Annotated in this window: 7 protein-coding genes; 3 read left to right on the top strand and 4 right to left on the bottom strand. The window is 44.9% G+C overall.

Annotated features, from left to right (window positions below):
• Positions 1-41 precede the first annotated feature (41 nt).
• The gene (locus tag H0R92_RS03935) at positions 42-2,411 is read left to right on the top strand and encodes an efflux RND transporter permease subunit (RefSeq protein ID WP_432961406.1); all 2,370 of its coding nucleotides are present in this window, start codon (positions 42-44) and stop codon (positions 2,409-2,411) included.
• A 34-nt stretch (positions 2,412-2,445) separates the two neighbouring features.
• Here H0R92_RS03935 and H0R92_RS03930 read toward each other — a convergent pair whose 3' ends face one another.
• The 4 genes from H0R92_RS03930 to H0R92_RS03915 form a co-directional block, all read right to left on the bottom strand.
• Complete coding sequence (locus H0R92_RS03930) at positions 2,446-3,723, bottom strand: O-acetylhomoserine aminocarboxypropyltransferase/cysteine synthase family protein (RefSeq protein WP_432961404.1); 1,278 nt, start codon at positions 3,721-3,723, stop codon at positions 2,446-2,448.
• 106 nt (positions 3,724-3,829) lie between these two features.
• A complete protein-coding gene (locus H0R92_RS03925) occupies positions 3,830-5,275 on the bottom strand; it encodes a TrkH family potassium uptake protein (RefSeq protein ID WP_432961982.1) in 1,446 nt (481 codons plus the stop codon).
• Entirely contained in the window at positions 5,272-6,702 is a 1,431-nt protein-coding gene (gene trkA, locus H0R92_RS03920; protein ID WP_432961402.1) for a Trk system potassium transporter TrkA, read from the bottom strand. Before trkA ends, H0R92_RS03925 begins: the two co-directional genes overlap by 4 nt.
• 2 nt (positions 6,703-6,704) lie before the next feature.
• Entirely contained in the window at positions 6,705-7,331 is a 627-nt protein-coding gene (locus tag H0R92_RS03915; RefSeq protein ID WP_432961400.1) for an ECF transporter S component, read from the bottom strand.
• 151 nt (positions 7,332-7,482) lie between these two features.
• On the opposite strand from H0R92_RS03915, the gene H0R92_RS03910 reads away from it, so the two are divergent.
• Both H0R92_RS03910 and H0R92_RS03905 read left to right on the top strand, forming a co-directional pair.
• Entirely contained in the window at positions 7,483-10,056 is a 2,574-nt protein-coding gene (locus H0R92_RS03910) for a DUF2339 domain-containing protein (protein WP_432961398.1), read from the top strand.
• Between the two features lie 172 nt (positions 10,057-10,228).
• Positions 10,229-12,904 carry an FAD-dependent oxidoreductase gene (locus H0R92_RS03905; RefSeq protein WP_432961396.1) on the top strand — a complete coding sequence of 892 codons (2,676 nt, stop codon included), beginning with the start codon at positions 10,229-10,231 and terminating at the stop codon, positions 12,902-12,904.
• Positions 12,905-12,908: the final 4 nt, after the last annotated feature.

Raw genomic sequence — 12,908 nt, 5'->3', positions numbered from 1 at the left:
GGTAATAATTCAGCCGTAAATCCGGCACAAAAGAGGTATATATGTCATTGGTAAAAATCAATTTATTTTTTAAAGCACTGGGTGCGTTTATCGTAAAAAACAGAATAGCGCTTCTTTTAGCCCTTGCTCTCGTAAGCGTATTGGGAATAAGCGGACTTCCGAAGCTTCATGTCGAAAGCAACGATTCGGCATGGCTTGCCGACAGTGAGCGGCAAAAACGTAAAAACGAAGAGTTTGAACGGCTGTTCGGAAACAACGAAACGGTGGTTTTGCTTGTCGAAGCCGAAGATGTCTTTCATCCCGGCGTTTTAAAATTGATAGAAGATATGAGCGCGGAACTTCTTGAAAAAGTTTCATACGCCGATACAATAACTTCGATTTTAACGGCCGATGTAACGGTGGGCACCGAAGAGGGTTTGGAAATTCTGCACCCCTTTGAAGACGGCATCCCTGAAGACGCTTCGGCCATACAAAAGGCAAAAGAACTTATGCTTTCGCGCGATTCGATAAAAGACAAGCTGGTATCCGCAGACGCAAAAGAAACATGGGTGATTCTTTCGTTTGCCCCCTTCCCCGAAGAAAGCGAATGGAAAAAAACGGGTGACGTAGACCCCCTCTATACGACAGGAAATGAAGCCATAGCGGTTGTAACCGATCCCAAATGGCAAACGGGCCTTTGTACGGTAAAAGCGGCGGGACTGCCCTATACCGAGGCCGAAGAACGAGTTGTTTCAAAAAAAGAAGCGGGACGCTCGATTATGCTCGGTTTTATCGCGATGGTTGTGCTGCTTATTGTCTTTTTGCGCTCAATCCGCGGAACCCTCGTTCCGATTGCCGCCACCGGCTTGGGTATTACTACCGTATTCGGCATTATGGCCTATTTCGGTATAAGAGCCGATTCGAATATGATAACCCTTCCGGTTATGCTTGCAATGGCGCTTTCGGTCGGCTATTCGGTACACTTGTTTTCTTCGTTCCGCCGTTATTTTTATATGCACGGAAAACGAAAGCAGGCGGTTATCGAGTCGGTTGAAAACACCGGCTGGGCACTGTTGTTTACCGTTATCACAACCGTCGGTTCTTTGTTGTCCCTGTTGACCACCGGTTTAACGTCCGTGCGCTGGGTAGGCTCCGCCTGTGCCGCAACCGTATTTGCGGTATACATCTATGTTTCGATTTTAATCCCGATTTTATTGAGTTTCGGAAAAGATACGCAGCCGGAAAAAATAAAGGCGGCCGCACGCTCTAAAACAACGGACGAAAAATTCGAACGCTTCGGTTCTCTCGTCTTAAAAAGACGAAAACCCGTTTTAATTATATTCAGCATCATCACCGCCCTGCTTATTCCCTCCGTTTTTTTTATAAGCGTGAACATGGATTCGTTCAATTTTATGGGAACCCGTATTCCCTATACAAAGCGTTTGTACGAAATTACGCATTCGCAGCTCGGTTCCTACTTTAATTACAATATTATGATTTCGTTTGAAGATACGGACGCCGTCAAAAATCCCGAAGTTTTAAAAAATCTCGATATTTTATTGAACGAAACGGGAGAACATGAAAGCGTAAAAAAAATAGCCGGCAAGCCTAAAATCTTTTCCGTCCTCGATATTGTAAAAGAGATGAATAAAAGCCTGCATGCGGACAATCCGGCCTATTACACCGTTCCGGACGACGCCGATCTTTTAAATCAGCTTTTGTTTTTATACGAAATTTCCGGCGGCGATCACACCCGATGGGTAAACGACGAATTCAGCATACTGAGGGCGACCGTTGAACTGAAATCCTTTAATGCAAATCAATTGGTTGAAAGCATTAAGCAAACAGAAAAACGCGCCGCCGAACTTTTTCCCGACGGAGATTGTTTTTTGGTCGGGCCTGCGGTTCAATTTGCCGAAATGAATAAAATTATCGTATACGGCGAAATAAAATCCTTTTTATCTTCGCTCATCGTGATTGCCTTATTTATGACCCTTGTGTTTGCAAGTATCAAAATGGGACTTATCGGTCTTATTCCGAATATTATGCCCCTCATCGTGATTTCCGCCTTTATGGGCTACCTTAAATTCCCGCTTGACGTTATTACGATGACGATTATCCCCATGCTTTTGGGTATTGCCGTAGACGATACGATTCACTTTACAAATCACGTAAAATTCGAGTTTGAAAAAACCGGCTCATACCGCAAAGCGATTTGCAATACCTTTAATTCGATAGGAAAAACGCTTGCAATGACGACGGTTATTTTATCCGTGTCCTTCGGTATGTATATGACCTGTCTTATCGATGCGATTGCACGGCTCGGATTTTTATGCGTTATCGGACTTTTGGCCGCCCTTATCGCCGACTATACGATGACACCGATTTTAATTTATATTACCAAACCCTTCGGAGCGGAACGGGAAAAATAAAAAAACGGATACGCCGGCGGCATTTTTAGGCGTTTTACACTTTTTGCAGCGCGCCTCTTATATCGTCGAGGATATCGTCGATATGTTCGAGGCCGCAGGAAAAGCGCACCAAGCCGCCGTCTATGCCGGCCGCCTTAAGTTGTTCGTCGCTTAACTGGCGGTGCGTCGCCGAGGCGGGGTGTAAAACGCAGGTGCGGATATCGGCTACGTGTACGACATTCGAAGCAAGTTTTAAGCCGTCCATAAAACGTACGGCGCCGGAACGGCCGCCTTTTACCGTTATGCTGATAACTCCGCTCGCACCGCGCGGAAGGTATTTTTGCGCCGCCGAATAATAGCGGTCGCCTTTAAGAGCGGGGTAACGCACCGACTCGATTTTATCCGAAGACTGAAAAAACTCGGCGGCTTTAAGGGCGTTTTCGCAATAACGTTCCATGCGAAGCGGCAGGGTTTCCAAGCCCAAATTCAATAAAAAAGCCGAATGCGCCGACGTGCAGCAGCCCATATCGCGCATAAGGTGCATGCGCGCTTTTACAATATAGGCGCTGACCCCGAATTCTTTTGTGTAAATAAGGCCGTGATAACTTTCGTCGGGATTTACAAGGTCGGGATATTTTCCCGATGCTTTATGCGCCGCTTGCCAATCGAATTTTCCCGAATCGACAATAACGCCCCCGACTTGCAAAGCATGGCCGTCCAAATACTTTGTGGTTGAATGCACAACAATATCCGCTCCCCATTCAATCGGACGGCACAAAAAGGGCGTCGCAAAGGTATTGTCTATTATAAGAGGTACGTTGTTTTTATGTGCAAGAGCGGACAGTTTTTCTATATCGCAAACGGCCAATGCGGGATTTGCAATGGTTTCGCAAAAAACAGCCTTTGTGTTCGGCTTAAAAGCCGCTTGTATGGCTTCGGCCGAATCGTCGCCGTTTATCCATATGCATTCGATACCCATTTTTTTGAGCGTAACGGCAAAAAGATTAACCGTGCCGCCGTACACTGCGGAAGCCGAAATAATACTGTCGCCGGCCGAACAAATGTTTAAAATCGAAAGAACCGAAGCTGCTTGTCCGCTTGAAGTGAGCATTGCGCCGACGCCGCCTTCAAGGACGGCAAGTTTTTTTTCAACCGCATCGCAGGTAGGATTTGAAAGCCGCGAATACATGTGCTCGCTGGGCATATTAAAAAGGTCGGCAATATGTTCGGTGGAATCGAAACAATAGGTTGTGCTTTGTACAATCGGAACAACGCGCGGTTCTCCGTTTTTCGGCGTGTAGCCGGCATGCAAACATTCGGTTTCTATACGCATATTATTCTCCTATGGCGTAAAATTATCGCGTAAAATGCAGTGTGCCTTCAGTATATGCAGCCGTCATAAAAATTGCAAGATATAAAAAACGCCGTTTCGTTCTTTTTTATTTTTTCCAAAAAGCGGGCATAAAAAAAACAAGCATGGTATATAATTCCAACCGGCCGGTTATCATAGCAAAGGAAAGCCAATACTTTGTAAAAGAAGAAAAAGAACCGAAATTATAAGCAGGTCCGACATTCCCGAAGCCGGGGCCTATATTGCCGGTTATAGCCAACGATGCCGTTACCGATGTTAATAAATCGGCTCCGTCGACAGCCGTAATTATCGCCGTTATCATAACCACAAAAAAATATAAAAACATAAAGGCCGACACATTAAATACCATATCTTTTCGCGCAGCATGCTTGTTCAATTGAATGCTGAACACCCCATGCGGATGCAGCATTCTTTTTACCTCAATACCCATTTGTTTTCCCATAATAACCCAACGGATAACCTTAATGCCGCCGGCCGTCGAACCGGAACAACCGCCGATAAACATAAGAAAAAATAACACAGCTTGTGCCGCCGGATGCCATTTGGAATAATCCGCGGTAGAAAAGCCCGTTGTGGTTATAATTGAAACGACATGAAAAGCAGCATAACGGAAAGCGGTCCCGAAAGAATGATACAAGGGCATAATAAAGGGAACAACAATAAAAATCGCCCCGAAAACAATGGTCAAATAAGCTTTGAGTTCCGTATTTTGTAAAAGTTCAATACCCCGCCCTGTAAACAAACGATAATATAAACTAAAGTTTACTCCGGCAAAAAGCATAAAAATTATACAAATCCATTCGGCCGGAACGTTTGCAAAACCTCCCAAGCTGAGATTTTTAGAGCTGAACCCTCCCGTTCCGACGGTTGCAAAGCTGTGGCCGAGCGCATCGAAAAAATCCATACCGGCAAGCATTAGCAGTACGGTTTGTACAAGAGTAAAAGCAATATAAATAAACCACAATATTTTCGCCGTTACGGTTATTTTCGGGGTAATTTTTCCTTTTTCCGGACCGGTCGTTTCCGCCTTTATCAACTGAAACCCGCCGACCCCCAAAATAGGCAATAAGGCAACCGTCAGCGCAACAATCCCCATACCGCCAAGCCAATGCATTTGCATACGCCATAAGTTAATTGAACGCGGTAAATTTTCAACTTCGGCTAAAATTGTGGCTCCGGTGGTTGTGTATCCCGAAACGCTTTCAAAAAGCGCGTCCGCAAAATCGGGAATGGCGCCGGAAATCATAAACGGAACGGCGCCTAAAAAACTGGTGCTTACCCACGCAAGCGCGACGACGGCAAAACCGGAACGGGACGTCAGTTTAAATTCTCGGCGGCGGGTGGAAAAAAACAATACAATTTCAACAATAAAACAAAAGATAATAGGTATCAAAAAGGAAGATATAACGCCGTATTCTCCGTATGCCAATGCCGCACAAATCGGCAATATCATTGTGGCGGAAACAAGTGCTAAAAGCAATCCGAGAATCCGGACAAGAGAAACAAACATCAGTTTCCCACCCCGAACAAATCCATTGTTCTTTGAATATCTTTTGTATAGGTAAGCATCACAAGACGATCTCCGGCTTCAAACACCGTGTTTCCGTAGGGAATGACAAACTGCTTTGTCCCTTGTTCTTGAATAAGCAAAATAATAAAAGATCCGGGAACGGCGATATCTTTAAGCGCTTTACCAAGGACGGGAGCCGACGGCGGCAAAACGGCTTCTATTATTTCCAGTTCGCCTTCGGCAAGCGTATGAATTCCGGTAACGCTTTTTCCGCGCAAATGACTTAAAATACTATCGACGACGGCATCTTTTATCGGAACGGCAACGTCTATCCCTATATTGCGCGCGATAGTCGCATAATTGCTGCTTTGTACTAAACACACGGCCTTACTTACGCCCAATGTCTTCATATAGGCGGAAGTTATCATATTCAATTCATGGTTGCTTGTTGCCGCGATTACCAAATCAAAGACGCTTAAATCTTCTTCTTCTATAAAACTTTCATCGGTAACATCCGCATTATATACGGTTGCCGAAACAAATCTTTCCGCAGCTTCCTTCGCCCGCTTCGAATCCGCTTCTATAATGACAAAATCTTGACTCGCTTTATTTTTTTTACCGAAAAACCCGAAAGGAAACAGCGGTTTTTTTTGTAATATCAAATTTTCGGCAATACCGGTTCCTATACGGCCCGCCCCCACTAAAGCGATTTTCTTTAATACGTCTATTTTGGAACCGCATAGGTGAAGGAATTCGGGTAAGCTGTCTTTGTGGAGCACCAAACCTATGCGCATTCCGGCTTTAAGCACCGTCGAACCTGTGGGTAAAAAGAATTTTTCTTCGGTTTCGATAAAACCTACTAAAAATCCGGTCGAAGTAAGTTTTCGCACATTTTGAATTCGCTTACCGGCAAGCGCGCTTTTTTCTTCGATATATAGAGAAACCAATTCAAAATCACAGTTTTCAAAATCCACCACTTCGGTAACCGCACCGTGTTCAACCGCCGTTACAATAGCTTGTGCCGCTTCAACATCCGGGTGTACCATAAAATCTATACCGTATAAGGGCCTTGCCCCTTTTTCTTTTCCGTCCTTTTTTTTGCCCGCAACATCGGCATAGTAATCGTAATTACGCACACGCGCAATTTTAATAATATCCGGATATACCGAATCGACGAGCGAACAGGTTATCATATTCAATTCATCGGACTCGGTAACGGCCACAAGGGCATCGGCCTTTGCAATACCGGCCTCTTCCAACACGGTTAAATTATTACCGGTCGCCTGAATTACCATACAGTCAAGTCTATTCGAAACATGGCGTACCGTTTCTTCATTGCTTTCGATAATAACCACATCATTTTTTTCGGATATCAAGCGACGCGCAAGCTGTACGCCGGTAAAACCCGCACCGATAATGATAATTTTCATACCTACCCTTCGGATTTTGAATTGAGCTTCGAAACCTTACGCTTTGAAATACCTTGAAAAGAGCCTACAACGGCTGTGCATAATACAAGGGCGGCCGCAGCCTCCAAAAAGCTGTTACCGACAAGAACCGCCCACATTACTTCCATCGGAATTGCGGAAGCCAAAACCAATGCTCCCAGTACAAAAATTGCATGTATAAGCGTTCCCAAAAAGGCGGCTGCCGCTATACTCACTAAAGCAAGGCAGGGACAAATCCGGTTTAATACGGCCGAACCTCCTTTATAAAGCAAAAAAACGGCGGCGGCGAACAGTAAACGCGGCACAACCGAAATAAGCGGGTTTTGAAAAAAGGGGTCTATCGGACCGGCAGGAGAAACGGCGGCATACACCAAAGATGATACACCGAACACGGCACCGACACCCAAGCCCGCCCACAATCCGTCAAACCCGTTCGGATTTAAACAAACCGCTAAAATAACGGGTATGTGCAATATCGTAATTGCCGCCCCGCTGAACCACGGAATAAAACCCAATCGCGTTACGGTAAGTAAAACCGTAAGAGCGCCCAATGCCGCGGATATTGCAACAATCCGGCTTGCACTATTTTTTCTAAAACCAATATCTTTCATAAAAAAGAGTGTAACACAAAAAATCGAAAAGGAACAGCACCGGCTCACATCCTTCTTGTCGAAGTACAACGGTTTTGTTAATATAAAGTGCGTCCTGCAACCAAACAAAGTGCGGCGACGCGGCAAGATTTTTCCATAAGGAGCCTATGCTATGGAGGAATTTTTTACCCTGCTGCTTTTTGTGTTTATTTTATTTGTAATAATCAATGCAATACGGCTGTCCGCAATAAAAAGCAGAATAAAAAGACTCGAATTGACGGTCGAAACCTTAGAGCGTACCGCCTCAATAATAAATACGGGAGCCGCCGTACCTGAACGGCAGGGCACAACCTGTGCGCCAACCGACTGTACCGCACAGCCCCTACAGCCTGAGCCGGAAGAATTTAAGGTGCCGATACCGCTGACGGAATCGCCGTCGGGGCAAACTTCGACAACAGAGGATTGCGCACATCCTCTCTCGGCGGCATCGGCCGCATCCGTTCCCGCAAAGGCTTCTTACAGCGCTTACGAGCCGCCGTTCTCTCGACAAAAAAACGAAAAAAAACGGCGACAGGCGGCTTTTGAAAACTTTATAAAAAAACAACTTTCCATAGAATCGGTTGTAACAAAACTGGGTATTTTGTTGCTGCTCATCGGTATCGGCTATGTATTTAAACTCATACATGAAAAAAGCCTTATCCGCGAAGAATATATTTTGCTTGTAGGCGTCTTTGCAGGAGGCGCCTTAACGGGATTCGGTTTTTTTGTGCGGCACAAAAAACGTATTGTTTTGGCACAAGTTTTGTTCGGCGGTGCCATTGCGGTTTTGTATCTTACCGCTTTCGCCGCCTATGTCCGTTACCGGATTCTCGACGACGGTATAGCCTTTATTTTTTTATCCCTCATTACAATCAGTGCCTATATTTTGGCCTTGTCCATCGATTCTCTGTCCGTATCCGTTATAGGCCTTTTGGGCAGTTTATTTATTCCGTTTATTATAGATTCAGGCTTTTTCGGGCTTACTTCTTTCGGCCTTTATATACTGGCCGTTGCGATTATGTCGTCGATTGTATATTTCTTTAAGCGGTGGCGCGTTTTACAATTTGCATCGATTGTTTCACTTTTAAGTGTGCTCACAAAATTGCTGCTTTTTTCTTCGTTTACACCCCGTGACGCACAGCTGTTTTTAGGTTTAAGCACGGCTCTTTGGACAATTCACGCAGTTCCCGATCTCTATGTATTTTTAAGAGGAGCCGAAGTATCCCGAGACAAAATATGCTCGCCGATTGCCGCCGTAATAAACTTCGGATTTTCACTTTTCTTCGGCTTTAAGCTCATCCCCTACGAGGTACTCCCGCCGGGAAGCATATATGTTTTTTTTACCTTTTTGTATGCACTTTTATCATCCCTTTGTTTATTTAAAGACAGAGTCAAAACACTCGGTTACGCCTATATCGGCGGCACCTTGATTTCGGCATATCTTGCGATTATAGACCGACTGCAGTACGACATCGAACCCGCTGCAGTGCTCGGCGTCTGCGCATTTTTATATTGGCTGTGGCGCAAAGACGATAAATACAAGTTAAATATTTTCGCCCACCTTCTTTCGATTGCCGCGCTTTTTATGCTCATTTTTGCCTTAGATCGTGCATACAAAAACAAAACGGTTTTACACTTTACGTTACAGGCTCTTTTATATTTTGTTCCGATGTCGACGGCGGTTTTTTTACAAAAGCCCAAGCTCAAAAAAATCTTTCAAACCCTTGTTTTTCAAGCATACGTATCGATTATTTTGCTTGTTGTACTTTCAAAATTACTACCGCGTCATTTCGATGACCTATGCTTACTTTACGGTCTTTTATTGACGGCTTTGTGCGCCCTGTACAGCTTTGCTCATTACCGCTTCGGTACTTTTTTTTACGAACAAAGTTTATACCTGTTTCCCCCTTTGGCCGCCCTCTTTTTTACCGTCTACGCTTTTGAAAACGGCGAAAAAGCCGTCTTTCCGATACTTTTGCAACTTGCTTCAGGCGGAGCGTTTGCGGGGCTTTCATTTATAAAAGCGCAAGGCAACCGCTTGCGTTTTGTAAACCGTTTGGGCTGTTATACCATTGTTTTAAAACTGTGTTTGATTGATTTTTACTTTTTTTCTTTTGTCCTTGCCTATCCGCTTTTTGCCGCAGCAGTCTGCATACTGCTTGTCGATCGTTTTTATCCGAACTTTTTGGCAGGCTCCGTTACGGCAAAAAAGATAAGTAAAGCTTTCTGGGCGATTCTTTGCGTTTGGTATTATGCCCTGTATGCGTTTGCACGGATTGACGGACTTGACCCCTCGCTTATTAGAACAATCATAAATGTGTGCAACGGCTTGATTTTACTTTTCGTTATATACACATTTAAACCGCGCCGCGCCGTGTTTTTTGCCGCCGTAACCTTGGTGGTTGTTTTTTTCAGTATCACCGAAGCATATATGCGCTTTGAAAACGGCAGCATACTTACGCTTTTATGGGGCTTTTATGCAATCGGCTCTTTTATTTTCTTTTTGAAAAAAAAAGAGCGCCGTTTCGTCTATACATCGCTTGCGTTTATTGTTGCCGTTGCGGCAAAGCTTATTTTTATAGACTTGCATTCGCTCAGCGTTCTGTCCAAAGCGGTAACGTCATCCGTGTTCGGTGCCGCTTTGCTTTTACTCAGCTATGCAGTACAGCCTATGCTTAAAAAATTCGCGCAGCAAAAAGATACGTAAGGAAAAACAAAAATACACACCGATAAAACATAAGGCGATACGGAATTCCGATTTCTATATTTTTTTCTTTTTTGTTTGCCTGTTTCGGCTTTTTGTGATATACTGGAACGGTTGTGAATAAAAGGAGACTATTTCACAGCTAAAAAATGCTTATAAAAAAAGGACGAAAATCATGGCACTACGAAAAAAAATCGTAAAATTGGCACAAATGGTCGGCGGGATAACGGGCGTTATCAATAAGATTGACGAAAATGCCCCCGAATATTATTCTCTTGAATGCTGCGTATCGGATGAACAGGCTGATGTCGCTTTAGCGATGGGCTTAAGAAAGCCGCGGACAATCGAATATATAACAAAAAAAACAAAGCTCCCCAAAGAAAAAGCATATAAACTTGCAATGGAGCTTGCCGACATCGGCGTATGCCGTGTTTCGCATAACGAAAAAGGGGTTGAAGAATTCTTTGTAAATATCTATGCGCCCGGTATTTTGGAAATGATGGTAAACAATGCCGCTTTATTGGAAAAATATCCGCAAGTCGGCCGCGCTTTTGAAGAATATACGCGATTGCGTATTGCCCCCTTGGCGCCCCTTTTGCCGCCGGGAATGGGCATGATGCGCGTTATTCCCATCCAATCGGCAATCGACGGAAACACCCATGCCGTTCCCTATGAACAGCTTTCGTATTATCTCGATAAATACGACACCTTTTCCGTTTCCGATTGTTCCTGCCGCTCTTCCAGGCGTGTTCTTAATCAGGGCTGCGGACATCTCGAACATGATATGTGTATCCATATGGGGACGGGCGCCGAGTACTATATCCGTACCGGTCGTTCGCGCCAAGTTACGCGTGAAGAAGTTAAAGAGATTTTAAAAAAGGCCGAAGAAGACGGCCTTATGCACCAAATGCCGAACATTGAAGGCTTGGGCGAATCGGCGGCTATATGTAACTGCTGTGCCTGTTCCTGCTTTGCCATGCGTGCGGCGACCATGTTCAATACGCCCGATACGGTACGATCAAACTATGTTTCGCAGGTCGATTCCGATAAATGCGTTGCCTGCGGTCAATGCGTGGAAAACTGTCCGACCAACGCGCTTAAACTGGGACAAAAACTTTGTACCAAAACGCCGCTTAAAACGGCAAAAAAAATAAGCTCAAGAGATCATATTTGGCTTAAAAAGAACTGGAACCCCGATTACCGCGAAAACCGCAAAAATGTCGTTGAAACGGGAACCTCTCCCTGTAAAACCGCATGCCCCGCGCACATTGCGGTTCAAGGTTATATAAAACTTGCCGCACAGGGAAAATATAAAGAAGCACTCGAGCTTATCCGAAAAGAAAATCCGCTTCCGGCTGTGTGCGGCCGCATTTGTCCGCGAAGCTGCGAAAGCGAATGTACGCGCGGCGATATCGATGACCCCATTGCAATCGACGAAATTAAAAAGTTTATTGCCGAACAGGATTTGGACAAAAAAACTCGTTTTATTCCGCAAAAAAAACATGATTACGGTAAAAAAATCGCCGTTATCGGTTCGGGCCCCGCAGGACTTTCATGTGCATACTACCTCGCCGAAGACGGATACAAGGTTACCGTTTTTGAAAAATTGTCAAAACCGGGCGGTATGCTTACCGTCGGTATTCCCTCTTTCCGCCTTGAAAAAAGCGTCGTTGAAGCCGAAATCGATATCCTTAAAGAAATGGGCGTTACCTTTCAAACCGATACGGAAGTCGGAAAAGACGTGAGCTTGGCCGAATTACGGAAACAGGGATTTGAAGCATTTTATCTTGCAATCGGCGCACAGGGCGGACGCAAACTCGGCCTTGAAGGAGAAGATGAAAAGGGTGTTATTCCGGGTGTCGAGTTTTTACGCGATGTAAACACGGGTAAAAAAGCTGCGCTGAACGGAAACGTTATCGTTATCGGAGGCGGAAACGTCGCCATCGACGTTGCGCGCACGGCTGTCCGCGAAGGTGCAAAAACGGTTACGATGTACTGTCTTGAATCGCGAAAAGAAATGCCCGCTTTGGATGAAGAAATCGAAGAAGCTTTGGAAGAAGATATTGTAATTCAAAACTCATGGGGGCCGAAGCGCATTATAAGCGAAAACGGTAAGGTAACGGGAATCGAATTTAAAAAATGCGTGTCGGTATTCGATGCGGACAAAAAATTCAATCCGAAATACGATGAAAAAGAAACGATAACGGTCAAAGCCGATTTTATTCTCTTGTCGGTCGGTCAAAGTATCGAATGGGGCGATTTACTGAAGGATACGAAGGTAACGCTGAACCGTAACAATACGGCGGTTGCGGATTCAAGGACCTATCAAACGGCGGAAAGCGATGTATTTGTCGGAGGAGATGTATATACGGGTCCGAAATTCGCAATAGACGCAATAGCGGCCGGAAAACAGGCGGCCATATCGATTCACCGTTTTGTACACCCCGGACAAAGTTTAACTTACGGCCGCGACAGACGCGAATACGTTGCACTGGATAAGGAAAATGTGGTTATCGAAAGCTTCGATACGACAAAACGCCAGCATGCGGGCCACAACACGGAAAACCGCAAATCCTTTAAGGATACGCGCGTAACATTTACCGAAGAGCAGTTAAAAAAAGAAACGGAACGCTGTTTGGGCTGCGGTGCGGTACAAGTTGATCAATATATGTGCGTCGGGTGCGGCCAGTGTACGACAAAGTGTAAGTTTGAAGCTATAAGTTTAACGAAAAAATACGCCAACTTCGCTCCCGTTTACGAAAAGCTTCCGATGACGGTTGCAAAATATGTAGTACAGCGGGGCGGAAAAATCGCCGCATCGTCGGTTAAGCGGATTTTTACGGGAAATTGAGGTT

It is taken from the genome of Treponema sp. OMZ 840, assembly GCF_050937815.1.
GTDB lineage: Bacteria > Spirochaetota > Spirochaetia > Treponematales > Treponemataceae > Treponema_C.
This window is presented reverse-complemented; position numbering and strand designations above follow the sequence as displayed.

Bases quoted from the DNA above. Each gene is read 5' to 3' on its own strand.
- H0R92_RS03935 (WP_432961406.1), top strand. From the start codon at position 42: ATGTCATTGGTAAAAATCAATTTATTTTTTAAAGCACTGGGTGCGTTT.
- H0R92_RS03930 (WP_432961404.1), bottom strand. From the start codon at position 3,723: ATGCGTATAGAAACCGAATGTTTGCATGCCGGCTACACGCCGAAAAAC.
- trkA (WP_432961402.1), bottom strand. From the start codon at position 6,702: ATGAAAATTATCATTATCGGTGCGGGTTTTACCGGCGTACAGCTTGCG.
- H0R92_RS03915 (WP_432961400.1), bottom strand. From the start codon at position 7,331: ATGAAAGATATTGGTTTTAGAAAAAATAGTGCAAGCCGGATTGTTGCA.
- H0R92_RS03910 (WP_432961398.1), top strand. From the start codon at position 7,483: ATGGAGGAATTTTTTACCCTGCTGCTTTTTGTGTTTATTTTATTTGTA.
- H0R92_RS03905 (WP_432961396.1), top strand. From the start codon at position 10,229: ATGGCACTACGAAAAAAAATCGTAAAATTGGCACAAATGGTCGGCGGG.